Below are 26,520 nucleotides of genomic sequence, written 5' to 3'. Positions count from 1 at the left end.
AAGGTAAATACCTGAAAATCAACGGTTTTCAGGTATTTTTTTTGCCATTTTTAAAAAATGGCAAAAAAAATGGCAAGCTCAATTGTACTAAAGCATGAATCAGGGCAAATCCGACAAATTTCCCTTCAAGCTGGCTACCCTCTATAAGCCTGCTGACAATGATCTCACCAAGCAGTGGGTGGTTGAGTATCACATCTGGCATATTACCGAGAAGAAGCTGAAGCGCAAGCGCGTGGTACTGGCTCAGCCAACGGTAAAAGAGAGGCTACAAGCTGCCGCTGACCACATCAAGGTACTTAACCAGGCACTGAAAACGGGTAAGGCATTTACGGGCGAGAAGCCCGTCGATGAGGAGCCGTGGCGGGTACCCCTCAAGCGGAACAGGCTTCCCGATGTCAAGGCGGTTCCTGAGAAAATAGCAGCCAACCGGCCCATCATTCCAGCTATCGTTGAGTACCTAGCCTTCGTCAAAAAGACACTGGCGCGTAATACCCACACGGGGTATAAGACCTCGCTGTATTCGCTGATGAACTACCTGAACCGGCATAATAGAAGCAACATCTTCCTGGGGCACTTCGATCAACTGGAGGCCCTGACTTACCTGGATGAGGTTATTACCGTAGAGGGGAATGGCAACCGTACCCGCAATAACCGACTGAACGATGCCAGTGTGTTCTTTAACTATTATATCAGTCGGGATCAGCGGACCCGGAGCTTGGTTAACCCCTTCGAAAACCTGAACCTGCTACCCTATCTGAAGCACAAGCACCAGGCCTACTCCAAACGCCAGCAGGCTGACTACCGGAAAGCCTGTCAGGATCTGGGCTACCCCCAGTTACTGCTCTTTGTGCGGTTCATCTATTACACGCTGGCCCGCCCCAATGAAGAAGTACGCAGGCTCAAGATTCGCGACCTGCGCGAGAAGGTAATCTACATCACGGCCGAGAGTGCCAAGACATCCGAGGGGGATTACATTGCTATTCCCGGTCCGCTGGCTAGGCTCATCGAGGAGTTCAAGCTGAAGACGTACCCGGATCATTATTACGTCTTCAGCTACAATGATGAACCCGGACCAGAACTACTCGGCCCTAAGTATATGTACCGCCGTCACATGAAAGTGCTCGAGAAAATGGAATTGACCGATACGAATCACGATGTATACAGCTGGAAACACACCGGGGCCGTAGCGCTTTGGGAGGCCACCAAGGATATCGAGTTGGTACGCCGTCAGTGCCGGCACAAAGACATGAAGCAGACAATCGAGTACCTTCGTGATCTGGGCGTTCACGCTGACAATGAGAAGATCCACCAGTTTCCTGAATTTTAACGACCAACCGCCTATAACCTTTTACTACACGTGAAAAACGAAGAGAAAAAACGAACTGTTGTAGGTGATTCATTGACAGCTAAACTGGCTGAGAACAAAGTAATTCCCGAAACTGAAGGAAACGATAAGCCTAAAATTGCCTTCTTTATCACCCCATTAGGGGGGGATAGTTCTGAGATTCGTCGGGCAACTGATGGTCTTATTGACGCAGTCATTGAACCTGCCTTGAGGCGTTTCGGTATCGACTTAATTCCCCCTCATAAAATCAAAAATCCGGGTAACATTACGCGGCAGATAGTCCGTCATATCTTGGAATGCGATTTGGTTATTGCCAATCTCACAGGCTTAAATGCCAATGTGATGTATGAACTGGCGATTCGACATGCCAGGAGAAAGCCGGTTATTGTCATCGCCGAGAACGGGACAGTGCTACCTTTTGATATAGCTGCCGAGCGGACAATATTCTATAAAAATGACATGGGTGGTGCCGTTGAACTTACCGCTCGGCTGGTTGAGACAATTCCGCTGGCTCTCAATGATACGAATCCTGAAAATCCAGTTTACAATGGGCTGGAGGCCTCTATCATACAGGAACAGGTTGAGCAGTCGAATGACCCAGTACAGCATTACATACTCGACAAGTTGAATGAATTAGCTGACAGTGTAGCGACTTTACGTAGCAATTCATCCCGGACAACCTCACCTGATCAAACTAATAGCTCCTTATTTTCTTCATTCGAATCTCCAAATCACACTTCCTACACTATCCGCTTGCGAGAGCCCTCACGTGATCAGATACACAGTCTTAAAAATTTCCTTCTGAGGCGGTGGCCTAGAGCAAATATAGCTTTGGGGGCGGATGGAGTGAACTTAACATTTATAGGGTTTAAAGAAAAACACACCATACCGGCACTTACCAAAGTTTTAGAAAGTGCCGGTTTTGACGTTGAGGTTGACGAAGATCCGTGGCCATTTTAAGCTTGATACTTTACTGTCGGTAATTGCAGCAGTCTACTCATTACCGATGCTTGTAATTGTGTTCTATATCCAGGCGCAGAATCTTTTGTGATAAGTAATCATATGAATCGACGTAGCCTCTCCAGTATTCTTGGTTAAGCCATTTTTGACCATCCCTAATGATGAACTTTTGGCCATCATAAGCAATCTGAAGGTTAGCGGCATGATCAACGAAGTGAAACACTCGCTCGCCATTAATCATGCCCAGGTCTCTGGCCTGAAGCCTATTGAGAATCTCATCGTCAAATGGAGAATTTATCTCATCTGAAGTGCTTGGCCCTTTCATAGTTTTTGAATTAGGTCTCTGTTACTTATAAATGAATTGACTGTTTGCCGGTCAACGCCCAACATACGTGCCATGGCTGACAGAGATACCTTATTCTTCAGCCATCCCCGGATAATTTCTTCCTTACCCGACAGTTTCACCGATTCGTTGCGGCTTCCCTTCGGCCGGCCAAGTTGCATACCTTCCGCTTTCTTTCGTTCTAAGGCCTCACGCGTGCGCTGAGAAATCAAGTTGCGCTCAATCTCGGCCGACAAACCGAAGGCGAAGGCCAGCACTTTTGAGCTGATGTTGTTACCCAGCTCATAGCCTTCCTTAATAGCAAACACGCGCACGTCGCGCTCCATGCAGTCGTGCAGGATGCTCATGATCTCCATGAGTGACCGACCCAGCCGGGACAGCTCCGTTACATATAAGACGTCTTTGGCCTTCATCGATGAGAGCAAGTTCCCTAGGGCACGGTCGGCAGCAGACCTAGTACCACTGGCGGTTTCTTCGATCCACTGATCAACGTGCACCCGATCGGCGCTGGTTTTTTTCAGGATTTCAAAACGTTGGTTTTCGGCGGTCTGCCGGTCGGTTGATACCCGGATATAAGCGTAAATCATAGCGTAGCAGAAAGGAGTGGAACAAGCTCGCTCCAGGTCGTTAACCTAAAATCAGCAGTTTGCCAGGCACTAATGTTGCCTGTCTCTTTGCTGGGATCGAATAAATCAGATGGATTGGTATGAATGATGACCACAGCCGAAAAGGCGTGAGTCGTGTCCATACCGTAGTCATCTAGGGCAAGTAAAACCAGTAGTTCACCAGCTGGTAGATTAGTGGCCATCACCAGATCTCCAGGTTTCAAGTTCATAAAAGTGATGGCGTTTGGTTAAACCTATTTAACCCCTTAAATATACGCAAGTAGTAACACATTTTAACGCCACTTAATATACCCTAGTATTGAGGTATGTAAACGCTCGTTTCTTCTATCGAATCAGAAGCTATTCGCTGATGATTTATCATAGGCTCTAACCTAGCCTTTTAGTAAAACTACCGAACTGTACAGCTCAATTATTACTTAAATTACTCAAGTATTGGTAGCTTGCCCTTTCTGAAATGACCACTATATGACTTTACAGACGAGATTACTATTGCTCAGCGCAGGTTTTATTGGCTTTCTTGGCTACTGCGCAGTACTGATTGACTGGATACAGGATTTCTATAGTGGCCTATACAAGCGAGAATTAGCCGAGGCAGCTCTAAAGACGGGGGCCATCCTGCTTTATACCTACGCCGGTGTCCGTTTTGCTAAAAACAAGATTAATTTATTTTAAAAGATAAAAGGTGGCCGGTTAGCCACTAAGCGAAGCTGTATTATATGTCCCCGTCAATTAGTCCGTTGAATGAGCTGGTGATACCCGGTTACCGCTACTTTCAAAATCTATCCCTCATTGTTTACTGCGAGGGCGACATTAATTATACCCGGCTTCATCTGACAAAGCTTGAGCGGCCTGTTTCGGTTAATACCACCACGTTTTTGCCACCGAGTCATAGGCCCCCCCTAATGGTAACTAAAACGCTAAAGTATTTTGCGGAGCAATTGCCCCACTTCATCCGAATCAGTAGGGGGCTGCTGGTCAATCCCATATACATTGATAAAATCGTTACCGTGAAAAGCAAGTCAATGCAAGTTCACCTGCTGGACGGAACCATCCTGAATGGGTCGCGCCGGCAAATTCCGGAGGCCATCAACAAATTCACGCTCTACCAGGAGGGAGTTGTTGCCAGGCAGGTACGGTCGTCTCTCATCGTCGAGTGACATAAAGTCAGAACCCGGTTATAGTTGCCTAGTCGTGGTGGTAATGCCCCTAAACTATTTACTAATGGATATGAGACTAGATAGTTTTACCTTTCTGACTAAGCCCTAACGCTATGCTTACCCGTTTCATTGAGAACGCTGATTGGAACAGAGAACAACTTCAGTTGATACGAGATTATCATCTGGAATGGGGTGCTTACTTTAAGGAGAGAAGAAGCACCTGGCGAGCCTTGATGAACGCGCAGGCCCAGCAGCGACATGCGTTGGCTTACCACGCTTATAGGGATCGAGCAGCGCTGCTCACCAAACAAATAGAAGAAACTCAGCAATGGCGGATTGAAGGGGCAATAATGAAGCAAGCCATTATTGCCCATCACGAAGCAGAGCGAAACAAGTTGGGTCCACAAGGCGAAACCTGAGGTATCGCCCGAACCAGAAGCTCAAGGACAAAAGAGCGTCTATTGAGTTCAGTGGCCAACGACACTGAGCTGCTTACACGGTTGTCGCTTGCCCGGAGTTGAGGTATAAGTCTGTTAGCTGTCAACAAACAAAAAAGCGAACCAGTACAACCGGTCCGCTTTCCGCTTCTATCCTCACAAATAGAGATTTCTCCCCATTGCGAGCTACAAAGATATGCTCCCAGGGTCTGTACGGGAGATTTTTCCGAGTTGAGGACCCGAGAATAAAAAAGCAGACCAGCATAACCAGTCTGCTTTTTTATTTCTTCTAAGTTATTCAACCACAAGAATTTTTCCTGTTGGTAACCGTAAAGATAAGTAATTACAACGTATTCTGGGTACGTACCTGAGTGACCTCATCCCGGTACTCCTCAAATGCCCGGTAGTTATTCTCCACCTTCAGGTTCTTGATCTTGCTCAGCTCCCCTCGCATCAGCTGCATCTCCTGGAGCAGGGGCGTCAGGTTCATGCCTGGCGTGGATCCGGGTGCTGGCTGACTGCCGCCCATGGACGCTACCCCGGAGGCCGTCCCCATGTTCCGGTAGGCTCCCGTGACCTGCACCGCCTCCAGGGCGTGGGCCAGATTCGCCATCACCGGATTCTGGAGCATGGCCCCGCCCATGATCCACTCGGGCCGCTTCTCGCCCACCATGTACGAGCTGGCTCCCTTGTTGACCATGGTTGGTTTGGTGGCAAATCCCGACGCGCCCCCGTACAGCGACTCGTAATCGGTAAACCCGCCCTCATCCTTCATGGCAATGCCCGACACGCTCGCGGCGGCGGCTAGTCCCCGGCCAACGGCCAGAGCGGAGTAAATCCCCTTCACCACCGGCCCGGCGAAGCCCAGCAGGGTGAACTGCGGGTTAGCCCACACGTCTGAGATCTCCTTATACGTATTGATGGCGATCTTGGCAATGGCGTAGGCCCGCTCGGCGGCAAACATGGCTTTGTAGGCAATGGTGTGCTCACCCACCAGGGTCCGGTAGCCCGAGATACCCTCGGCAACAAACTGGGCCATTGCGTTCTCAAACGCCTCTTTGGCCTGCAAGCGCTGCTGATCCGTCAGGCTTTCGTCGGTGGCCATCTGCTCCATGGCCATCAGCTGCCGGTTGACCAGTCGCTGCTGGATGGCCGCCCGCTGATTAGCCTGGTCATTCTGGTTGGCCGTGATATCGGCCTCGATGGAAGCCGTATCCTGCTTGAAGGTGTCCAGCAAGCTGAGCTTGGCTTGCAGGAACTGATCCATGATCAGCAGCTCCCGGCCGTAGTGGACCTGATCGCTGATGGTACCGCCCGCATGCGCCAGGTCATTGGCGGCCAGATCGGCATCACGCAGCACCTCCAGCCGCTTGATGGCCATCTCGACCATCATCTGGTTGTATTCCTGCTGTTCTTTCAGATCCGCTGCCCGCTCCTGCTCCTGCTTTTCCCGCTTTTCGGCGTTGATTTTCTCCGCCTTTTTATCGGCCTTGTCCTGAATGGCGGCCAGCTCGGTGTACATAGTCTCGGAGACCTGCGCCTGTTTGTCTTTGTCACTGCCGGCCAGCTCCAGGAGTTTGGCGTAGTGAGTACCGAAGGCTATGTGATCGCGCTCGAACTCATCGTCGCGGTCCTGCGCCGTGCGTTTACGAGCATCCTCCAGGAGTTTGGCGTAGTCGTCCTCATGCTTCTGGGCGGCTTTGAGGGAGCGTTCCCGCTTGAGCCGATCGGCTTTTTCCTCCTTCGACTCGCCCATATCAATGCTACCTCCCCCGGCCTGTTTCGGCGGTAGGGTAGTGGCTGCAACCGGTTTGGGTACGTTGGCATTCAGGTAGTCACCAGAGAGACCTGCTTTCCGGGCTTCCAGCGCAGCAATCTCAGCGTTCTTGGCGTCAATTTGCTCTTTGAGCTTTTGCCGATCGGCGTTGGTCAGCTGCACATCCACGTACTGCCCCATCCCTGTGTTCTGGCGATCAACCCCGGTGCGCTGTTTGGTGAGCAGTCCCAGCTGCTGGCCACGGGCGCGGTTTAGCTCCGATTCAGTTTCGGCGATGGCCTGCTGATTGGTGTACTTCAGAATCTCCTGCTGCTGCTTGACATACGCCCGGGCCTTGTCGGTCGAGATGGCCATTGCATTACCCATCTTATCGAACTGGGTAACGGCCGAGGGAATCGTTTGGGCAATGGTGGCGATGATCTTGTTGAGTTCCGTCTGCTCATCCTTGGAGAGCTTGGTTTTGCTCTTCAATTCATCGTGGCGTTTCAGCAGGGGATTCACGTCCCGCTCCAAGCCCTTTACCGCCGATCGCTGACTCTCAAAGGCAGTCGTTGCCTCCTCACTGGCTGAGTTGAGGTCCAGTAGTTTAGTGGTCAGATTAACGAATCCACTGGCCAGCGGAATAAGCTTAGTCAGCAGCTGCTCCTTGAGATCGGCCAGTTTTTTAAGACTCACCGCCAGGGACAGATTCTTCTTGTCGTACTCGGCGGTGATGCTGTCGGTCTGGGTCAGGGCCTGGGTGGCCCGGTCGGATTTCTGGGCCAGCAGGTCCGTGTTGCTGGCCAGTTTGCTGAGCACTTCCATCTCGCCCGCCCCCGTCAATTTCGATTTCTCCAGCACGGCCATAAACTCGACTTGATTGCCCGAGACTTTCTTTAGCCCCTCGACGTACTTGACAAAGGCCCCGTTGATGTCGTTTTTGATCAGATCCCGGTATTCTTTGAGCGGTACCCCGGCTACTTTGGCGAAGGTTTCGGTCTCGGTCAGCATCTTCTGGAAGATATTCACCGTGGCCGTGCTGCCCCGCTCGGCCGTTACATTCAGCTCGGAGAGCGTGGCTGAGAGGCCCAGTACCTTACCCTCGGTCAGGCCCAGCGGAATGAGTACCCCACCCATGCGGTTGGCAAAATCCGAGAGCATGGGGGCTGTGGCCTTCCCCTCCGCGCCCAGCACGTTCATGGCGTTACCGATCCGGAGCAGATCCTGATCGATGTTATCCGACTTGATATTACTGAACACGTTGCGCAGGCCCAGCACGTTCTCGACGGTCTTCTCCACCGAGCCAAACTCATCACCGATGGCCACGTTAACCCGGTTGGCGCCATCGACGAACTTGTCCATCTCACCAGCGGCTACCCCGAACTGACCACCCGTAGCGGCCATGGCGCGCAGGTCATTGGTGCTGGTGCGGGTCGGCATTTTGTAGAGCTTTTCATTCAGGGCCTCGACCTGCTGCGTGCTCATGTCCGCATTCTTAGCGATATCAGCAAAGCTATCGGCCATCTTGATGCTGTGATCGAGCACCACCGGAGCCAGGCCGATGAGCTGCCCCAGTCCGGCCGTGAGCAGATTGCCTCCCAGTACGCCGGTGAGCGTCCCCACCACGTTCTGCTTGAAGCCCGCCCAGCCCGTAGCTGCCCCGTTCAGCCGGGCGCGCATGTCAGTCTCGGCGGCTGCCAGCGTTTGGTATTCTTTCATTTTTTTGGCAAACGCCGCCGGATCATCAGCCTCCCGCATCTTCGAGAGTTCACGCCGGGCCACGGTGGCCGCTTTGCCGACTTCGGTCAGGGCAGCCTGGGCCTGCTGGCCATTAATGACTAAATCAATAACGGCCCGTTCCTGTTGAGTTACTGCCATGATTATAGGGGGATGGGTAGGGTTAGGGTAAGGGCATTTTCAAGCAGCTGCACGGGCACACTCACGTACCGGGCGGCCAGTATTTCACGGAGGCGGTGCAGCTCGTAGCCTTTCTTTTTGGCGTACCAGCGGCGGGGTGTTCGTCCGGGTGAACCCATGCGCAGACGGCGGGCGGTAAGGCGGTCATTGTAGTCAGTGCCCCGCCCTACGCCTATGTCCTGAAAGCGGCCATAGAGCAGGAATTCCAGCACGATGCGGTGGGAACTGCCCAGGCCCTGCACGTTTTGCCACCACCGGTTTCGCAGGTTGCCCGTGCGTTTAGCTCCCCGTTTTTTGGTGTTGACCCGGTAGAGCTTTTTCTCCAGTGATTCCTGAAAGTGCTGGGTGGCGTAGCGGGTCCAGTCAACCAGCGCCCCCTTCAGGTTGATGCGCTGGTTGATATCCAGTTCCTCGTAGGTCATAGCAGCTGATAGCCTTCGCCCACCTCCAGCTGAATGGTGCGGGTACGACCCACCAACAGGCGGCCCGACACGCGGATGGTTATGGTAGCGTAATTCTCAAACTGCGCATCGACCACCTGCACCGCCTGGCTGATGGGCAGTTTGATGGTGTAGAGCGGATCCGGGTTGGCCAGCGTGGCGGTCTGCTCGAAGTCGGGTGAGTTGTGCTCGCTCACCCGCAGGGTTAGCAGCAGCTCCTGACTGAACACGGCCGGTATAGTACGGCCCGCATCGGCCCAGGCCCGCACCGTCAGGGTCAGCAGCCGCCGGCTCAGCGAGCAGCTGATGCCGGCCGGGTACTGGGTGGTGGGGTACATGATGACCTCGTTGGGCGGAATGCGCTCCACCTGACTCAGCTCCACGTACACGATCGGCGGGATGGCCGGGGCGGGATTCTCTCCGATCGGGGGCAGGAGCCGACTGACGAGTCGGCATTTGACCAGGCCCCGCTGGGCGGGTAGTTCGGCCTGAATCAGATCGAGCAGCCCCGTAGCCTCGTTGCCCTGCGGATCGCGCAGGTGCAGGCGACTGCCGGGCAGTAGACTCGCCGCCTGGGCCACCGGCAGCAGCAGCTGCTGGGTCAACCCTTTGGTTTTCGCCCGAAACGAAAACACCGAGCGCAGGCCACTGAGCCAGCCCCCGCGCTTGCCCCCCAGGGTCACGCTCTCCCCGTCGACGGGGAAGGGCGTGGCGGACGGATAGAACCGCCCACTGCTGTCCCGGCTCAGGGGGACGTAGCTCAGCACCAGCAGCCCTATGCTGTTCTTGCGGGTACCCTCAGCGCTCAAATACCGATCGGATTTTTCCAGCAGGGGTTCGGTCACGTTGCCCGGGCAGCGCAGGGCGGGAAGAGTCCAGCTGGCCGTGGAGCCGGGCCGGATCTCGCGCACCATTGAGCAGGTGCCCACCCGCAGTTTGACCTCCGTTTTGCCGTCTCCGTAGATCACCGGGGGAATGAGCTGGGCCTGCCCCTCGGCGGTGCGGCGCAGCTCATCGGTGCCTTCCACGTACTCGTAGACCGAGTAGCCCGTGCGGGCCGCGTCCGTTACCCCGCCGCCCTTGATTTGCAGCGCCCCCCGCAGATCCACCGCCGGGGCCAGCAGCAGATCACTAAAGCGGTCCACGTAGCACACCCGGCCCCGGCTATCCCAGCGAAAGAATAACCCGTACCGTTCACGCACACTTTTTAGAAACTCGGCCACCGTGCTCTCGGGCAGGTGCAGGCCGGGCATTGCCCAGTATTGACTGATCTGGTTTGACCCGTCCGGGGCCACGCCGCTCCGGAGACTCGAGCGAATAGCGGTCATGTTGAGCACCACCAGTCGCTGAACGTTCCCGTCGGCGGGCCAGCCCCCCGCCATGCGGTAGCCAAACTTGCCCAGTAACTGCCCGACCACCCAGGTCAGAAAGAAAAACGGCACAACGGGCTGGCCCACCTTGCCCGTCAGGGTGTCGGTCTGAAAAACGCCATCGGCATTCACGGCGTTGACGTACACGGGCCGCTCGTAGGTCAGCCCCGGCAACTGGGCAATGCGCTGGGCGGTGAACTCCTCGTCCATGAAGCCCTCGTTGCGCAGGGGGAAGAACGTCAGGGGAAACGAGCCAATTGGTAACTGCGCGATCTGGCCCATGCGCGGGGCCATCTGGCCGGGGTTCGTCGCTCCCAGGTACACCGGATCGGTGAGCACCTCGGCCAGTTTTCTGCCCGCCAGCTCATCGGTTTGAGCCGAGTAGTCCAGCCGCAGCGTGCCCGAGCCAAGGCCGTTCTCGATCTTATAGCGCAGCACGCCGTTCCGGTACAGGCCCCCGTCGACCAGCAGCTGCACAGGCAGCTCCATGGCCCCACTGGCAGCGGGGCGGTGCGTCTGACCGACAAACCGCTGATTGGGTGGGCAGTCGGTCAGCGGAAAGGAAAGGGGGTAGGAGAAGCCACCCGGCAGACTGTCGGCGTCCAGCAGGCCCGCTGCTTGCTCCAGCACCAGCGAGGTGTCGGAGCTGAGCAGGAGCCGATCGCCGGCCTGGTTGCGAATGTCGATCATTAGAGTTCAGATTCGACAGTGATGGAGGACCAGGTGTTATTCATACCCTGACTGACGGGCTGGCCATTGGTGTAATAGCTGGGCACATTGTCTTTCTTGCCCCGCCGCAGGATCAGGTTGGTCAGCACGTTGTCGGAGGTACCACTGCGGAAGATCACTGACTCATAGTAGGGATTCAGCCCCGCCGCCAGTGCCCCGAAGCTGGAGATTGTCGAGTTCTTCAGGGTGTTGCCCACGCTGGTGTTATCAAACTGCCAGCCCTGTTCGACGGTCGTGCTTTGCACCAGCACCGTCAGGTTCTCAAAGCTGCTCTGCCGGGACTTCACGTCCACACTGCGCCGGCCGTAGTAGTAACCCCCGTCGACGTGGATATCCTTGGTGCCGTAGAACTGCATGGGCCGGCCCAGCACGCTGATGTGCCCCCCCTTGAAATAGATCTGCTCGGTGGTGTTGCGCCCGTCGTCGGTGACCGAGTAGCCCACGGCGTTCTCGATCGAGCCCACGGCCGTGTTGGATTCAGCCAGGCTGTATTTGACGTTGACAAACTCGTAGGCGATCGTTTTGGCATCTTTCGAGTAATTCTTCGCGTGGTAGATGCCTGTGATGAGTCCCGAAAAGCTGGTGGCCATCCGGCTCACCTCCCCGGTGTTGGCCGCCGAGTTGGTGAAGCGGTTATTCGTCAGCGTGACGTTGGTTAGCCGCACGGCATCGTAGCCCTGCGAGAGGATTTCCACCGGCATCCGGGGAATGTTGATGAACTCGCAGTCGTGCATATAAAAGTCGCTCGACGTCGCTCCGGAGTTACTGCTGGTGCTGTACTGGGTGATGTTGAAGGCGTTCCAGTTGCCCGCGTTAGCCCCGATCCACTTGCACCGTGCGAACTCCAGCCCCTGAAAGGTGACCAGTTCATTCGTGAACACGGCCGCGTTGCCTGCCCCCGTCCAGGTGGTGGTAAAGGTGATACCCGTGATGGCCGCCCGCTTGACGGTGTGGGTATTGGTGAAAAATAGCGAAGTGGCTCCCGCTGTAGCCACGAACGTCGCTCCGGAGGGAGCCGTCAGGGCCACGTTGTCCCAGGCCCCGGTCTGGGTGAATACGTTTGACGCCAGGGTGTAGGAGGCCGGCGCGATAATGCCCCGTTTGTTGATCTGAGCCGTGGTCAGAAAGCTCTGGATCTGGGCCGTTGTGCTTAGGGGCACATCGACCATTAGGGCGTAGTTGACCCGGTTCACCGTGCTGTCAGCGAAGTAATGACTCGTCGCCGGCGTGCCCCCCGTGGCCGAGGTCGAGCTGCCACTGGTGACGGTCGTGCTGGTGGGCGTCACCCACAGGAGGTTGGTACCATCGGTGCTCAGGACTTTACCCGTCGCGTAGCCATCCCGCGATTTGAGGTAGTTGACCAGCATCAGGTTGAACTCGGTGGCGTTGCTGTAGAAATTCCCCATACTGTTATCGTACTGGATCAGCCCGTTGCCGTTGAAGAGGCCCCGGATACTGGTCGCGGTCCAGTTGTTGATCAGCGAGTAGTTATCCCAGCGCGTAATCTGGCTGTCTGTCACCAGCCGCAGCAAGGGGGTCAGGAGCAGGTTAGCCGGGTTGCGGGCCGCCGTTTGATCCGCCGTTCGGTTAGCGTTGTAGGTCGTGGTTGGAACGGCGGCATTGGCCGTGGTCTGAGCGGCCCCGATGGCGGCCAGATCCGTGGCCCGATTAGTATTGTAGGTGGTGGTAGGCAGCGCCTGATCCGCCGTAGTCTGAGCGGCTCCGATTGCCCCCAAATCAGCCGCCCGGTTGGTCGTGTATGTGGAGGCAGGCAGGGCGGCATTGGCCGTCACCCGCACCGCTTCCACCTCTGCCCGGTCATTGAGCCGGTTGACGGTGTAGAGCGAGGTCTCCAGCTTGGCATTCAGGGCCGTACTGGTCAAATACGCGGGAATTCCCGTCAGGTTGGTAAAGGCAGTGGGGGTCGTGGTTACCGAACCGGGCGTGCTGGTCAGGGGTGTCCACGGCCCTTTCTTGTAGGAGTACTCGATGACCGTCCCGTTTTTGCGGTAGGTCATTTGGGCCTGCGCCAGCGTGGTGGCCAGCAGCAGGCAGAAGAGGAGGCAGGTACGTCTCATGGGTAGGTAGGAAAAAGGAAAAAAGGAAGGTTAAACGTCGTCGGTGGTGTAGCTGAGTCCCAGCAGCTTGGTGCCCACCCGGATAAAGGGCTGCTCATTGATGAGCAGCAGTTGCCCCCCGGCACCAGCCGGCAGGGGAGAGGCCGTGGCAGCCGCTTCGGAGGCTACGCCGGGCACCGCCCCCGTGACCGTGCCTCCCAGTTCGTAGACCGGCACGGTCAGCGTCAGTGCCGAGGCCGTCACAAAGTCGATGCGCATAGGGGCGGGTTCACGGGGCTGGCCACTCAGGAAACTGTTCATTGGTTCGATCTCCCAGCTGAACTTGTAGTAAACGATCGGATCCCGCCGCCCGCTCACCAGCAGGTAGACCCAGATCGTGTAGCTGTCGGCCTCGAGGTCTTCACGCTGCTCCGGGGTCAGGTCGATCACCAGCCGGTCGGTGGTGCCCGTGGGGCGGATCAGCTGACCCGCCGCGCCGCCCTCTTCCAGCCGCACAATTTCCTCGACGGAGCCCACCACGTTGAAGCCCACCGAAAACCGCAGGTCGGCAATGTTCAGCGGAACACCGTCGCGGGTGAAGACCAGGGTGATCTCCCCGGTTTCGTCATTTTTGAGCCGGCGAATGGTGTCGAAGGCCAGGTTTGAAAAAGATGCCATGTCTATACGCCGGAGAGGTTGTTGTTGATCAGGAAGCGGGGTTTTTTGCCCTGATTGATGGCATCGACCAGCTGCTGGGCATACGAGGTACCACCGCCGCCGTTTTGCCAAGTAAGCGAGAGCAGCGTGGTGCTGTTGGCCGTGATCGTGAAGTCATACGCCGGGCGGGTAATCGTTGCGCCGATCGGGTGCGTAGTCTGCACATCGGTCATTACCTCGTTGATCCAGGCCCTAGCTTCAGCGATTTTGGTCGCGTTGAAGTCATTCGGGTCGGAGGCGTAAAAGGCGCCCCAGTCAATGAAGCTGGCCCCGCCGTCGAAGGCCCCGCGAATCCACTGCTTTTGCTGATCCTTCGAGTAGCGATCGGCCGTGACAAAGAAGATCTCATCGGCCGCGTAGAACCGTTCTTCCTGACTCCGGAGCGCGACGGTATGCGAGAGCTTGAAGTTGTAGTTCCAGTCGTTGTCCTGGCTGATCCCGTCGTGCAGGAGTAGGCCCGCCACCGACATGGTACCCCGGCTTTGTGACTGCCCATCGACCAGGTTGCCGAACTTGATCATCGTCTTCAGGTTCGGGCTAACCGCTTTGACCAGATTATGCCACCAGTTGGCGTAATCAGCCAGCGACAACTGACGATGGTTGTACCAGTCGATGGTGTGCTGGTTGGCATTGTAATTCCAGCTGGTAGCCGAACCACCACCGGGCACCGTTGGTGGTTGTACATTGGCCCAGCTTGTGAACGACGTACCCCAGACTGCATTGGCTGCCGCAAGGGCTGACGCATATTGCTGGGGGTTGTTCTGCCAGATAGTGGTGTACCAGCCCTGCGCACGGGTACGGAAGGCGGCTTTCTCGGTATCCGAGAAGTCGAACTGCACCTGCACGTCGTTGCTGCTACCCACCCGGTTGGTTGAGCCGAATTCGTGTTCGAGTTGCAGCCCGTTTGACACCATGAAGCCCATCACGATGCCCGCTTTGCCCGAATCCCGCACATGGGCGAAGGCGGCATTGAGGGCCGTTGCCTGCTTGGCGCGGGCACTCTGGCTGGAATACGAGGCAGTACGCACGTCGTTTTTCTCGACCGGATTGCCCTCATTATCATACCAGCACTCCGAGGCCAGCAGGTAACTGTCGGCGTTGCCTGCGCCCAGACCCACGGCCATGTCAAAATGCAGCTTCATCGGCATCCCGTTGGCCGTGCTGATGTCGAGGGCATCGTCGATCATGCGGAAGTCAAACGAGCCGTCCGGGTTCTGGAATTTCTGCCACGCGATGTTGCAAATCCAGCAGTTCATGCCGGCCCCGCCCTGATTGACCGGCTTTTTCGACCAGATCACACTCTCGCGTTCGTAGCTCATTAGCCCGCCCGTCTGCGCATCCCGATTGGAGTTGCCGATAAACAGGCCCATGTTCCGCTTACCAGCCAGGGTATGAGCCACAAACTCACTAGAGCCACCGCCGCCTCCAGCTGCGCCCGGCAGGGTCAGCGTGGTGATCTGATCGTTGGGATTCTGTGGGATTGTCAGCACGTACACGAAATACTCGGGCGTGCTGCCATTCGTGTACTCCAGTGAGACCAGGTACGAACTGCCCGTCACCAGTGCCACCGGCCCTGATGGCGAACCATTAATATCGATACTACCCTGCGCCACGGCTCCATCGAGGGGAAACGAATCAATGTCTACGTACTCGCCTGACTCGGCCGACGTACCGGAGTTGGTAATAATTGAGCCATCCAGGTTGCAGATCACTGACTTGAGGCCAGTGCGGCCGAAGGTGGTACCAATGCCCACCCGGCAGACCTTGCCATCGCCCCGGTAGATCAGCGTGGTCAGCCAGGCCGGCTTCACCGTTGAGGCGGTCAGCGAGTTAACAGCCGATCGACGAACGGCGCTCACGCCGCTGTTGGGGTATTTGGTCACTCCGCCAGCCCGCACCCGGGTGAGTGCCTGGCTGGCTGTTTCTCCCGTCGAAGCACGAGCTACCCAGTACACGTTGGAAGCCGTGATGGCCGGAGCCGACGTGCCTGTAACGGCATCGAACATAGGGAAGCCCCGTCGACGCACACCGCCTGAGTCAAAGGAGTAAGCCACGGCTCCGATGCTCTGGGCCAGTACGGGCTCTGGATCCGGGTCAGGATCAGGATCGCCACCGCCGCCACCAGTCGTTACATCACAGGTGTTGTCGATCACGGCTTTATAACCAGCCGGGGCGGTGGGGAAGATGGCCGACAGGGCCGCGCGCTTTTGGTTGTCACTGAGCCCGTCATAGAGAGGCAGCACCTGCGCGCAGTCGGAGGTGTCGAGCAGTACGTAGAGGCGGGCATCCGTGTCGGGATCGGCCACCTCCAGTACAATGGAGTCTTTTAAATCGGTCATGATTGAGGGAAGATGATTGTCCAGTCGTAGAGGGCCGTGCCGCCAAACTGAGCCGCGTAGGGGCCAACCACCGCCGTGGGGTTGGATTTGGGGCGAGCCTTGAGGTACATGACCGCGCCGGGTGATCCAGGTACCACGCCTGTATCGAAGCTGTGCGTATAGTCATTCGCCTGAAAGGGGGCCGGGGGGAATCGGGGGCTCCAGTCGATGATCACTGCCCCGTTAGCCTGCACCCACTGCCATTCCACCTCATCGGGGGATGACAGGGTGGGGTGCAGCGCCTGGGTGTTCTTGGGGGCAGGACCACTAACAATAGTGATCTCCATCTTGGTGATGGTTGGCACCACCGGAGCCGGGTTGATGGTGGCCACGTTACTCCAGCCCGACGAACCGGCTCCGTTGATAGCCTGGGCCTGAAAGCGGTAGGTAACGCCCGGCTGAATGTCGGGCAGATACCCCGTCAGGGTAGTATTGGGCGGAATAGATACATACGGAGCAAAGGCCCCGTCTGCCGTAGCCCGCACGATCAGCACCGCCGCCTCGTTGTTGGCGTTGTCGGTGAACTCGAGCCGGTAGCGGCCGTCACTGTCGATGACCACGGCCAGATCGGTTGGAGCCGCTGGCCGGGTCAGGGCCGTATCAGGCACAAACCGCCAGATCCGTACCGGTACGTAGTCGGGCAGGGCGTTGCTGTCAGGCACAAACCGCCAGATGCGAACGGGCAGGTAGTCGGGCAAGGGAGCCACGTCGCCCAGGTTGAGCAGGGGAGCCAGCGCATGAGCCAGATCCGCCAGCGTAATCAGGGCAAAGCGCACAAAGCCACCCGGCTGGGGAAAGCCCACAAACAGCTGATCAGCCCTGGTCAGCGTGGGAAACTGGCTGGACTGAAAGTTATGGGCTGATAGCACGTGGGGCGTATCGGCTCCGCGCCGGGTGATCTGCGCCAGATTGGGTAGCTCCTGATCGGGCTTTAGGGCATAATCATCTGGGCCAGACCAGTAGGTAACGGCCTCCACAAGGCGCTTATTGGTGGCGGCATGGTAGGCATAGACGACCACGCTTTGCCCATTGACGAAGGGCGAACCATCGTACTGGGTGAGAAATAGCCGGTCGGGCTGATAAGCGGAGGTGGGCGCATCCGGATCCAGCGAGAAGGTCCAGTCAGCGCCCGCAGGCTCGTCGATAAGCAGGGCTGCATTCATGATTGAGGAGTTGGAATAGCCCGGACGCGGAGACGTACCTGACTGAATATAGTGCGTTGCAGGTCGAGGCGCTGCTCATCGGCTTCCGAGCGGGTGTACACCGTCTGGGTCAGATCCTGAATCTGCTCGACGGGAATCAGGTCTTCTTTGGCCCGGTAGAGGAGGTCGGTGGTCTCCTGCTTGAGAAAACCCTTCTGGTTGAAGTCCCCCCGGGCCGCCAGCTGGTCGATCGTTAACAGATGATCAGGGGTCAGGCTGCGGGCCGCTTCGGGCACGCTCGGATCCCGCGACTGCACCAGCGTAACCTGGTTGATGGTTACGCTGCCGGCGGGGGCAAACTGCCGGGGGGGAGCCGGCTCTTCCAGGGCGTCATCCTCGGGGCTGTAATACTGCTCTTTACGCAGGGGCGTGACGGCGAAGGAGTGCGCAAACAGGTTCTGGCCGTCCTTGCCTTCCTGAATGGATTTGCTGACCAGCCCCATGGGAATGCGGGCATCCGGAGCCAGCCGGCTCAGGGGCCGTTTGAGGTACCACTTGGCGCGCGAGCGGTAGAAGTCTTTCCACTGCTGCAGCTCGCGCTCGGGCCGAAAACCCGTGGCCACGGTGAGATGCTCCTGATAGGCGGCCTGGTAGACCTCAAACTGCCCCTCATCGGCGGCGTAGGGCAGCATCAGGGGCCGGTCGGCCTGCTCAAAAAACAGGTTGTACTCGGCCGAGCCCTTGCCCCAGGTGGTCAGCACGTCGACGGCCCCCAGCGAGTTGACGTACGCAAACTGCCGGGCGTAGGGGCGCGGAGCGTAGTCGAGCACAAACACGTAGGGCTCGGTCAGAGGCTGACCACTTTGGTTAATCAGGCGGACGGTGTACTGGGTCAGCGTCAGGGCCGGGGCCAGCGTGGCCAGGCTCAGCTGATCCGGCCCCACCCCGTAGGTCAGCAGGGCCGAGGCGGGATAGGCCAGCGTCGGGACCAGATCCGTGCGGGTGCTGGCCGAGCCATTCAGCCAGGCCAGATCCACCTGCAGGCGAACCCCCGTCAGGGCGGCCCCCACGTTGAGAAAGGAGAGAAACTGAATCGAATCGGGGGCGATGTAGCGGCGCAAGGGCCCCAGGCGCAGGGCGTAGTCGAGCCGGCCCGGCTGACGCACGACACTGTCCAGGGCGTAGCCCAGCCCCGCCTGCCGGGCCAGCGTGGCCCCGCCCTGATAAAGGTGGCGCAGTTCGCTGCGTTTGACCCGGCCCACCTGAATGGGATCGCCGTAGGCCTCGGCGTACTCGATGTAATAGCACCGCTGACCCGCCGTAGCCGTGGCAGGCGTGACGTCCGGATAGGATTCGGTCAAATAGCCCTCCAGCAGGGGCGCCACGTCGAAGGTAGCCCGCCCGTCGGTGCCTGTTTCCAGGGGTGATTCAAAGACGGTTTCGAAGTCGGCGTCCAGATCTGTGCCAGGCGTGCCGGGCAGCTGCACCCGCAGGGCCACGTGGACGCTGTAGCGGGGACGCAGGCCCGCCGCCCGGCCGGGGGTCAGGTTGCTGGCCGTGCTTTTGAGGAGCACGGTGTGTTCGGTGAGGTTGTACTGGGGACCGGGGCGGCGGGCGGTGAGGCGAAAGCCCAGAAAATCGGCGGTCTCGATCTGAACGGTGAAGTCCTTTCTGAGCAGGTAGAACTCCTGCAGGTAAGGCAGCAGCTGGGTCAGGTAGGCCGTGTTACCCACGGTAACAAAGCCGGTGGGTACCTCGTAGGGGCCGGATGGGGCATTGCGGGCCGTCAGGATCAGCTCGTTGCCGTTCCAGATGAGTTTAGCCTGGTCACCCTCCGCCATTGACGTCAGGCTGAGCCGGTTCACCGCCCTGACGCCGCTGGCCGTCACCCTGCCGTCGCCGTAGAAGGTGTACTGGGTCTGTCCCGAGTGGACCAGGGCACGCTCGGCTGGCTGCGTTTCGATGACAATGGACATGCCACGAAATAGGGGACCGCCCCGCCTGGAAAACAGGTCAGAACTGAGTTAGCCCAGGTTTTACTCCGACGGGTAGTGGCCTAGAAGCGCGTAGGAATGGGGATGCGCCAGTGAAACTCGACGGCCATTCCGTACCAGCCAGCTCCAATCTGAGGCGTTCGTTGAAGGGGGAGGCGGTCGTTTTCCAGCACCGCTCCCAGGGGTAACTCGCCCTGGTCGCTCAGCGTCCGTATAACATCCAGCAGGGCCAGCACCGTCGCGCGGGCCATTCGCCGCGCTTCCCGCCGCTTCTGGACCGAGTTATCGGTTTTGTAGACCACCGCCAGCCCCCCCGTCAGCAGGCTGGTGTAGTTATCCTTGCGCCCTGATTCCAGCTGCTCGTCGAGCGCCTCCCAGACCAGCAGGGGAGTTGTGGTCAGTGTGTTGCGGGCCGCCTCGATAATTTCCTTGTCCTCCCCCACCTCTTCCACGTAGCAGAACTGGGCGGGCGGGCCGGGCAGGTAGGCTGGTAAACGCCGCCCAAAGGCTTCGTGCTGCTCGTCGATATCCAGGTCGTTCATACGTCTTTGAGTTTATCGGCCTCCTCGATCAGGGCCTGAAGGGTGGTCAGTACCAGGTAGACGTTGGTTTGCTCCAACTGGGCATACGTCCCCAGCGCCCCGGTCTGCCGGGCCAGTGAGAGGCCCACGTCGAGCCAGGTGTTATCACTAGAGGCGTTTTTGCCTGCCGGTTTGAAGATGCCGGGGAACAGCCGGATCAGCTCGGTGCGGGCACCGACGTAGTTGTAATGCAGGCCCGCCATCATGGAGCCTGCCCAGTGCTTTTTGACCAGACCCGCGATCTGAGGCAACAGCTTCGAGTTGAAATCAGGCGGACCATCCAGCCAAAGGCTCCACTTGCGGCTGATATCGACGGCTGCCACCAGGTCATAAAGGGCTTCGGCCTCTCCGTCGGTGTAGCGCTTCAGGGCTGCCTCGGCGAAGAGAAAGCCACCGAAGGTGAGGTCTTCCAGCCCATCACCCGGCCCCCAGAAGTGCCGAAACCGCACGTTTACCCGGCCCCGCATCCATTTGGTAGGGGGCGTATCCAGCCACCGCAGCAGCTCCAGCAACTCCAGCTTCTGGGCTACCGTGAGCGCCTCGAGGTGCCCAAGCGTCAGGCCCGACCACAGCATCAGCAGGGCGTAGGCGTAGTGCTCGGTTTTCTGGTGCAGCACGTGTTCGACCTGACCCCACTGTTTCGGGGTCAGGTCTTCCCAGCAGGCGGGGAGTTTGTAGTGGCGCAATCGACCACTGGGCAGGCGCAGGCTGAAGGTGTGCATTTAGGCAGTGGCTGGTTTGGGCTTAGTCCCGTTCACCGTGCGGGAGGTGCGACCCACCGCCGTTTTGATGTCTTTCACCTCGGCCATCAGCTGCTCGTGCCCGGTACGGCTGGTCTCCTGCAGCTGGCTGATGGCCGTAGCCAGCTGCCCGTTGGAGGTCACGTTGTCACGGGTCAGACCGATGAGCAGCGTTTGGGTGTTGCTGCGCTCGACATCGTGCTTTTCCTGCTGGGCCTTCAGCTCAGCGGTGTGGGCCAGCTGGCGGGCATCAGAGGCCGCGATGAGGTCTTTGACGTAGTTGACCAGCTTATAGATCGCCACGATGAGTACCGCAACAAAGGGAGTGGCCTTGAGCATTTCGCTCAGCGCGCCCATGATATTCAAATCTGGATTGGGAGTCATAAAAAAAGAGGCGGGTTTAGGTACGTTGGAAAGACGGTTAAATGGGGTCGTAGACGGTCCTGGTAGTGAGTTTACCCTTCACCTTTACCTGGGCAAACCGGGCACGCAGCACCTGCCCCCGGTTCTTGCCGTTGGCCCTAAACGAAATGTGTACCCACTTGGGGTTCCCCGTTTTCGGATCGGGATGCTCCAGGATCAGCTGATCGAAGACAAAGGTTTTGCGGATGTAAGTCAGCAGCTCCAGATTGGTCAGGAAGCTCAGCCCGTCACAGTCGATGTCGATGGCCTGCCCCAGACAATGCGCCGAGGTAGCCGAGGCACCGGGAATAACGGCATTCAGGGCCGGCGACCGAAAAAAAGAACTGATCGGTAAACGGTACAAATAATGCTCACATAGCGGCCGGTAGATCTGCTCGTAGACCAGCTGCATATTGGCCCACTGGGCGGCGTTGGGCGTGTTGGGCAGGCTATGATCCAGCGCCGTCTGGGAAAACGTAGCCTCGGCATAAGTGCACCACTTGCCCAGCCCTTCTTTGGGTTTGGGGCCTATTACGACCAGCTCCGGCAGCTCAATCGGTCCCAGGGTGGAATAGGCGTCATCTAGCTCGTTCATGGCCTAGCGGAAGAGAAAAAACCCGATGATGCCGCCCAGCGCCGTGCCAATGACCAGCAGCCGGCCGCCCCGACGTTTCAGATCGGCCTCGTATTGCATAAACGCATCGTAGAGGCTTAATCCGGCCTGGTTGCGATACCGCCGGGGCAGCAGCTCCCAGCAACGGTTAATCACCCGGTTGGCCTCTTCGAGCTTTCCCTGAGCAATGGTCAGCTGAGCCGTCAACTCGTTGTGTTTGGCCTCATCGTAGGCCGTCAGGGTCTCGCCCTTCAGCACGACCGTATTCAGGGCCGCCAGCTCACCCGTCAGGGCCACGATCCGACGCTCACTGGCTACCCGGAGCGAATCCGCTGCGCGTACATACGCCCGCAGCACGGGCATACTAATGGCCGTCAGGGAGGTGGGTAACTCCGGGAAGGCGGAGGAGGGTGTCTGGGCCAGGCTCAGCAAGCAGCTGGCGCAGCACATCGTAATCATGAGCAGCCGTTTCATACGGTTTTTGGGTTTGGTAGGTACGTTGTTTGGCGGTGGTAGCCGCCTGGTTGGCTTCGGATTTATCCCGCACCATTCGGTCGCGGATCGTGTCCCGTTTGATGACGGGTGGGGGCGAACTCTCGGTTTTGGGCGATTTGCAGCTGGAGGCAAACAGGAGCGCCATACCGATCAGGATGACCGTGGAGAGGATGGCCAGTACCGTCCAGAAGAAATCGTTCGGATCTGGCTGGGGTCGGCCGGGAAGCTGAAGAACTGGGGGCGGTGGGTACATGGATTAGCTGATAAGGTGGTAAATGAGGCAGGACAGAATCACGTACAGCACCAGCAGGTGAGTGCACCGGGAGTGGTGCTCGGAGGCCAGAAAACGCCGTTCCAGAAAGACCTCCAGGCTCATGCCCAGCAGCCCCAGTACGATGAAGAGGCCGATGATGGCCAGAAATGCAAGCATAACAGTAGGGGTTTAGAAGGCAACAATTCGATCGCCACCGATGCCGGTGGACCGGGTTTCGGCTACGTTCGGAGGCGGAGTCAGGGCGCTGGTCAGATCGCTGAGCGTGGCCCGGGTCTGCTGCTGGTAGTAGCCAATCAGGGATTCGATGCGCTGGCTATCCTCGAGGGGTTTGCGATAGGTCGCCGCCGTGGAGGCCTCCGAGGTGCCCAGCAGTTGCACGCCGGCTTCGGTGATGTCGATCTGCCGCTCGCGCAGGGCAATGGCCAGCGTAGCCGAGACCAGCGCTGACTGCACTAGCTCCAGCTGCACGCCAGTCAGCTCATCGACCTGAATCGCTTGGGCCGTCAGGAACCTGCGGATCTGCATCGTCTCGGCCTTGCGCATCGAGGGCAGCAGGGCCTGATAGGTCAGCCGGCGGGAATCAATGAAATAAAACTGATTGAACACCGCCGCCGAGGGAACCAGCCCGGGAGCCGGGCGCGTCTCGAGCCAGGCCGGAAAGTCCTCGGGCGACGTCTCCAGCACCTGAAGCAGATCCTCCACCGCGTCCCAGCCATCGGTATGCAGGCTGCTGCGGGCCTCGTCGTACTGCCACTGGAAGGCGTCCCCCTGCTGGCCACCGGTGCGGCGCATAACTCCGGCATCGGTGATCTGCACGTTCTGGGTGGGCAGGGCTTTGAACAGGGCCATATTACCGACCGCCCGGCGCATGTAGGCCAGAGCCCGGGTCTGGGCCGGCGTCGGATCCGTCAGGGCCAGCAGCGCATCGATCACCCCGAAGCCCCCCAGCTGCCGGGCCAGTGTAGCCTCGGCGCTTAACAGGTGGGGCATCAGGCCCGTGATGTCGGTATCCCGGTTAATGTTGACGGCGGTTTTCAGCTCGTCAATGGTTTGGATCAGCTGGCTCATGCAGTCGGGGTGACGACCTCTTTAGTTGAAGCGCCGGTGTCGAGGTTGGTCAGGTACTCGTCGTTGAACGAGAAGGTCAGATCGGGATAGCGGTCATACCAGCCGTTGTATTCGGCTACCACGCGCAGCGGCTCCAGGATCCGATTTCGATAGGGCTTGGCTTTAGCCAGGAAGATGTAGAAGGCCTCCCTCTTGTTTGAGCCGCCGTTGGTGGAGTTCACCCCAGCCGAGCTGAAGCCAAACAGGGTTGGATCCACGCCGGACGCATACAGCAGGTGGGAGGTACCCTCGGCCATGTCGAGGTTGTATTTACCATCCTTCACCTTGTCATCCAGTACATTGATGATGATGCCGCGCGGGGTGGTGTCGGTGCCGTAGCCAATCCAGCTTTCGGTCAGCACCGCTTTATGGGCGTTCTTGACGTCGGTCAGACTGTCCATCAGGCCCTTAAGAAACTCATCCCGGATGATCTTTTTCCCCTCGTCGGTGGCGTTACGCCACTTGTCTCCGTAGACTTTCTCCCAGTATTCACTCGGCACTTCGATATGGTAGCGAAGCGTCATCTGGTTCTGAAGGCCGTACTTCTTAAAGAGGGGAATGGCCTCCAGCACATCGAGCCAACCCGACGAACGGGCTGAATCCCAGGCGGCCAGCTGATAGTGCGCCTTACCTGGTGAGGGAAACGAGATCGGATAAACGTACTTGTAGACGTTCGATTGACTGCGGATCCAGTCCACCAGGTCATACCGGTAGGGGTTGACCGCCGGAATGCGGATGGTTTCGGCACTGTCGGCCCGGGCACCATTGGCCCAGTCGGCGTTGATGAGCACCGTATTCAGCTCGCCGTTCTTGCCGGGTTTAGCCCAGCGGCAGTCGGCCGTTTCGTTGTTGTGGAGCTGCACGATCCGGCTCCGGTCGCGGGAAAGAATGAACTCGGGGAAGCCGTTCCACCACCAGGCCATGTCCAGGCAGGCCTCCGAGAGGTAGCGTTGCATGGCGATGGAGCGCATAAACTGCCTGATCTCCCGATCAGGCACCATTTTAGTGCTTTCCTCGTCGGCGGCAGCAATCAATCCACCGCCCATCCACAACGCTGCCGTATCGGTCAGGGCGCGGGGGATAATGGTCGATTTACTGGCCTGGGCGATGATCTTCTGGGGCAGATCGTTGCTTTCGCCCCATGGAATCAGGTCGCCCGTTCCCTGGGTGGTGTCTTTTGGGAGTACCTGAGAGGGTGCTTTTCCGGGAGCGACTGACCCGATCTGGGGCAGACCCGAGACAACGGCGGCCGCCGACGGTAAGTAGGCGACCTGGCTGGCGCCAGCGTCGACCAGGTGAATGGGTTGCTCGGCCATATCAGTCAGCGCACGGGGTGCTCGTTAATGAAAAGGATCAGGTGGAGGTGTACCTGGCGGATCTGGTTACTCTCCAGACTGCGGATGCGGTACATCCAGTTGGGTTTCGGCCTATGAATCAAACCTATATCGATCAGCCGCTTCTCAATGCCAATCGATATGAGCGGGCCATGTGGCACAAATCGGGCCGGAGCTAGGGAGCCATCTATGGCATCGTTGTCTTTGTCTCCGCGTCGGCACAGTACGGCCCGCTCAAATCGAATAATGTCACCGCCGGTCTGCCTAGACTGGTTGGCCGTGATGGCCGTCATCGAGAAAGGAACAGGAAGTCCGTTTCCGTCGAGTCGGCGCATAATCGTGAGGGCTTCCTGCCAGGTCAGTAGCGATTTCATGGGTCAAAATTGCCCGCTGAACCGCCCGGGAAACAGGTCAGAACTGAGTCTACACACTTTTCTACCGTGTTTTTTGGCTTATTGTCACGTTTTCAAGTGGTTAGGCCAAAAAAGTAACCACGCCAAAGGTCAAATCACGGATATGACCCCGCCACGCACTAGCGAGCCATTACAATTGTAGTGGCATTTTCCGGTGATATATGATAGGGTCGGCGTGGAACAGGTCGGTGCGTGGAACAGTAATGCTTGTGCTGTATCAAATAAAAACGCCCGACGGCATGACCGTCGGGCGTTTTTATTTGATAGATTGTATTCTTAAGGGGTTAGTCGCCGGTTAAGAAATCCGTCAACGTCTTATACTGAGCGATATGCGCCTTTGCTTTTATTAGAAATTCATATAATAAATCGTCTATTTCAGGATCGGAAAGACTTTTAACCGATGCCTTAACACTTTCGTCGTTAACTAACGTGAAGAAGTGGGCGAACGACCATTCTTGGTTAGAATTCTCAGGATTGGCATTAATTCTCTGTACAAGGTCTATTGCTTTAATTAGGTTTTTTAAAGATAGGATTGCTCGTTTCTTGGTTTCTACCAATGTAGTTCTGTTCGGGCTGATGCCATGAGTAGCAATTATGGACATAAGTGATAGGATGCCTGAGGAGATTGAACTATATAACTTGTCCTCGGCCCTTGCTTCGCCAGATAAGATTTCAAGAAACAAAGTTAAATGCCCCTGAATATTGCTGCTATGGTATCGGGCAAGCTCCTCGATTTCCGCTGCCTGTTCTTGCACCTGTTCTAATCGTTCAAGGTTCTGAGCGTTAAGGTCTTCCAGTTGCTTGATGTTATCAGACACGCGCTTAGTATAGTCTGCTCTGATTGCGTCAAACTGCGACCTAAAATATCCTAGGTTAATGAACACAGCAAGTATACCCAGAAGCGTCAACGTGCCTCCAAATACAGCTAGAAAGAAATTAGCCTGATCCGATACTGCATTGGCGAAGTGATCCTCTTTGGCCTTGTAGTATAATAGCTCACGTTGCAAAGAATCTGTCCGGCGTTGATACACCTTTTCAAGCTGGGTTAAACGGAGTTTAACTGAATCAACAGGTGGACGTTCTGAGGGCTGAGCCGTGGTGGGTATTGATAAGGTGATGGCAATTAGAAGTAAGTAGATTGATCTCATGTGATAAAGTAGGATATGGTAATATACAGCAAAGCCCCTCAGCTA

At 57.4% G+C, this 26,520-nt stretch carries 27 protein-coding genes; 5 read left to right on the top strand and 22 right to left on the bottom strand.

Annotated features, from left to right (window positions below; all coding sequences use genetic code 11):
- The first annotated feature begins 94 nt into the window (after nucleotides 1-94).
- Nucleotides 95-1,327: a tyrosine-type recombinase/integrase gene (locus F7231_RS26835; protein WP_166694315.1), complete on the top strand. Its 1,233-nt coding sequence runs from the start codon at nucleotides 95-97 to the stop codon at nucleotides 1,325-1,327.
- Nucleotides 1,328-1,357: 30 nt separating this feature from the next.
- The gene (locus F7231_RS26830; RefSeq protein WP_166694314.1) at nucleotides 1,358-2,305 is read left to right on the top strand and encodes a hypothetical protein; all 948 of its coding nucleotides are present in this window, start codon (nucleotides 1,358-1,360) and stop codon (nucleotides 2,303-2,305) included.
- Between the two features lie 40 nt (nucleotides 2,306-2,345).
- Here the strand turns inward: F7231_RS26830 and F7231_RS26825 are convergent, their stop codons facing one another.
- Genes F7231_RS26825 through F7231_RS26815 form a run of 3 tightly spaced genes read right to left on the bottom strand, consistent with a single transcriptional unit; the run spans nucleotide 2,346 to nucleotide 3,483 of the window.
- Nucleotides 2,346-2,630 (bottom strand): hypothetical protein, encoded by a 285-nt coding sequence (locus F7231_RS26825; RefSeq protein WP_166694313.1) that lies wholly within the window; start codon nucleotides 2,628-2,630, stop codon nucleotides 2,346-2,348.
- On the bottom strand, nucleotides 2,627-3,235 hold the full coding sequence (locus tag F7231_RS26820) for a master DNA invertase Mpi family serine-type recombinase (RefSeq protein WP_166694312.1): 609 nt from the start codon (nucleotides 3,233-3,235) through the stop codon (nucleotides 2,627-2,629). Before F7231_RS26820 ends, F7231_RS26825 begins: the two co-directional genes overlap by 4 nt.
- On the bottom strand, nucleotides 3,232-3,483 hold the full coding sequence (locus tag F7231_RS26815; RefSeq protein ID WP_166694311.1) for a hypothetical protein: 252 nt from the start codon (nucleotides 3,481-3,483) through the stop codon (nucleotides 3,232-3,234). The genes F7231_RS26820 and F7231_RS26815 overlap by 4 nt, the downstream gene beginning before the upstream one ends.
- A gap of 256 nt (nucleotides 3,484-3,739) precedes the next feature.
- Between F7231_RS26815 and F7231_RS26810 the strand changes: the two genes are divergently transcribed.
- The 3 genes from F7231_RS26810 (at nucleotide 3,740) to F7231_RS26800 (ending at nucleotide 4,850) form a co-directional block, all read left to right on the top strand.
- Complete coding sequence (locus F7231_RS26810; RefSeq protein ID WP_166694310.1) at nucleotides 3,740-3,946, top strand: hypothetical protein; 207 nt, start codon at nucleotides 3,740-3,742, stop codon at nucleotides 3,944-3,946.
- 230 nt (nucleotides 3,947-4,176) lie between these two features.
- Entirely contained in the window at nucleotides 4,177-4,431 is a 255-nt protein-coding gene (locus F7231_RS26805; protein ID WP_166694309.1) for a LytTR family DNA-binding domain-containing protein, read from the top strand.
- Nucleotides 4,432-4,544: 113 nt separating this feature from the next.
- The gene (locus F7231_RS26800; protein ID WP_166694308.1) at nucleotides 4,545-4,850 is read left to right on the top strand and encodes a hypothetical protein; all 306 of its coding nucleotides are present in this window, start codon (nucleotides 4,545-4,547) and stop codon (nucleotides 4,848-4,850) included.
- A gap of 361 nt (nucleotides 4,851-5,211) precedes the next feature.
- Here F7231_RS26800 and F7231_RS26795 read toward each other — a convergent pair whose 3' ends face one another.
- From F7231_RS26795 to F7231_RS26705, 19 genes are all read right to left on the bottom strand, one after another.
- Nucleotides 5,212-8,502, bottom strand: a complete 3,291-nt coding sequence (locus tag F7231_RS26795) for a phage tail tape measure protein (protein WP_166694307.1) — start codon at nucleotides 8,500-8,502, stop codon at nucleotides 5,212-5,214.
- A gap of 2 nt (nucleotides 8,503-8,504) precedes the next feature.
- Entirely contained in the window at nucleotides 8,505-8,963 is a 459-nt protein-coding gene (locus F7231_RS26790; protein WP_166694306.1) for a hypothetical protein, read from the bottom strand.
- Complete coding sequence (locus tag F7231_RS26785) at nucleotides 8,960-11,041, bottom strand: hypothetical protein (protein WP_166694305.1); 2,082 nt, start codon at nucleotides 11,039-11,041, stop codon at nucleotides 8,960-8,962. The genes F7231_RS26790 and F7231_RS26785 overlap by 4 nt, the downstream gene beginning before the upstream one ends.
- Nucleotides 11,041-13,158, bottom strand: coding sequence for a hypothetical protein (locus F7231_RS26780; RefSeq protein WP_166694304.1), 2,118 nt, complete (start codon nucleotides 13,156-13,158; stop codon nucleotides 11,041-11,043). The genes F7231_RS26785 and F7231_RS26780 overlap by 1 nt, the downstream gene beginning before the upstream one ends.
- Nucleotides 13,159-13,188: 30 nt before the next feature.
- Nucleotides 13,189-13,815: a hypothetical protein gene (locus tag F7231_RS26775; RefSeq protein ID WP_166694303.1), complete on the bottom strand. Its 627-nt coding sequence runs from the start codon at nucleotides 13,813-13,815 to the stop codon at nucleotides 13,189-13,191.
- A gap of 2 nt (nucleotides 13,816-13,817) precedes the next feature.
- Complete coding sequence (locus tag F7231_RS26770) at nucleotides 13,818-16,193, bottom strand: hypothetical protein (protein WP_166694302.1); 2,376 nt, start codon at nucleotides 16,191-16,193, stop codon at nucleotides 13,818-13,820.
- A complete protein-coding gene (locus tag F7231_RS26765) occupies nucleotides 16,190-17,395 on the bottom strand; it encodes a fibronectin type III domain-containing protein (protein WP_166694301.1) in 1,206 nt (401 codons plus the stop codon). Before F7231_RS26765 ends, F7231_RS26770 begins: the two co-directional genes overlap by 4 nt.
- A complete protein-coding gene (locus tag F7231_RS26760; RefSeq protein ID WP_166694300.1) occupies nucleotides 17,392-19,350 on the bottom strand; it encodes a hypothetical protein in 1,959 nt (652 codons plus the stop codon). Before F7231_RS26760 ends, F7231_RS26765 begins: the two co-directional genes overlap by 4 nt.
- A gap of 80 nt (nucleotides 19,351-19,430) precedes the next feature.
- Nucleotides 19,431-19,820 (bottom strand): hypothetical protein, encoded by a 390-nt coding sequence (locus F7231_RS26755; RefSeq protein ID WP_166694299.1) that lies wholly within the window; start codon nucleotides 19,818-19,820, stop codon nucleotides 19,431-19,433.
- Between the two features lie 86 nt (nucleotides 19,821-19,906).
- On the bottom strand, nucleotides 19,907-20,671 hold the full coding sequence (locus tag F7231_RS26750; RefSeq protein ID WP_166694298.1) for a hypothetical protein: 765 nt from the start codon (nucleotides 20,669-20,671) through the stop codon (nucleotides 19,907-19,909).
- Entirely contained in the window at nucleotides 20,672-21,073 is a 402-nt protein-coding gene (locus F7231_RS26745) for a hypothetical protein (protein ID WP_166694297.1), read from the bottom strand.
- Between the two features lie 37 nt (nucleotides 21,074-21,110).
- A complete protein-coding gene (locus F7231_RS26740) occupies nucleotides 21,111-21,686 on the bottom strand; it encodes a D-Ala-D-Ala carboxypeptidase family metallohydrolase (RefSeq protein WP_166694296.1) in 576 nt (191 codons plus the stop codon).
- A gap of 3 nt (nucleotides 21,687-21,689) precedes the next feature.
- Nucleotides 21,690-22,178, bottom strand: coding sequence for a hypothetical protein (locus F7231_RS26735; protein WP_166694295.1), 489 nt, complete (start codon nucleotides 22,176-22,178; stop codon nucleotides 21,690-21,692).
- Nucleotides 22,069-22,452 carry a hypothetical protein gene (locus F7231_RS26730; RefSeq protein WP_166694294.1) on the bottom strand — a complete coding sequence of 128 codons (384 nt, stop codon included), beginning with the start codon at nucleotides 22,450-22,452 and terminating at the stop codon, nucleotides 22,069-22,071. Before F7231_RS26730 ends, F7231_RS26735 begins: the two co-directional genes overlap by 110 nt.
- A gap of 3 nt (nucleotides 22,453-22,455) precedes the next feature.
- The gene (locus F7231_RS26725) at nucleotides 22,456-22,629 is read right to left on the bottom strand and encodes a hypothetical protein (protein ID WP_166694293.1); all 174 of its coding nucleotides are present in this window, start codon (nucleotides 22,627-22,629) and stop codon (nucleotides 22,456-22,458) included.
- Between the two features lie 12 nt (nucleotides 22,630-22,641).
- Nucleotides 22,642-23,541: a DUF6712 family protein gene (locus F7231_RS26720; protein WP_166694292.1), complete on the bottom strand. Its 900-nt coding sequence runs from the start codon at nucleotides 23,539-23,541 to the stop codon at nucleotides 22,642-22,644.
- The gene (locus F7231_RS26715) at nucleotides 23,538-24,896 is read right to left on the bottom strand and encodes a hypothetical protein (RefSeq protein WP_166694291.1); all 1,359 of its coding nucleotides are present in this window, start codon (nucleotides 24,894-24,896) and stop codon (nucleotides 23,538-23,540) included. Before F7231_RS26715 ends, F7231_RS26720 begins: the two co-directional genes overlap by 4 nt.
- Before the next feature lie 5 nt (nucleotides 24,897-24,901).
- Nucleotides 24,902-25,288 carry a hypothetical protein gene (locus F7231_RS26710; RefSeq protein WP_166694290.1) on the bottom strand — a complete coding sequence of 129 codons (387 nt, stop codon included), beginning with the start codon at nucleotides 25,286-25,288 and terminating at the stop codon, nucleotides 24,902-24,904.
- Nucleotides 25,289-25,611: 323 nt separating this feature from the next.
- Nucleotides 25,612-26,475 (bottom strand): hypothetical protein, encoded by an 864-nt coding sequence (locus tag F7231_RS26705; protein WP_166694289.1) that lies wholly within the window; start codon nucleotides 26,473-26,475, stop codon nucleotides 25,612-25,614.
- Nucleotides 26,476-26,520: the final 45 nt, after the last annotated feature.

This window comes from Fibrivirga algicola, from assembly GCF_011742925.1.
In the GTDB taxonomy this organism is placed as follows: domain Bacteria; phylum Bacteroidota; class Bacteroidia; order Cytophagales; family Spirosomataceae; genus Fibrella; species Fibrella algicola.
This window is presented reverse-complemented; position numbering and strand designations above follow the sequence as displayed.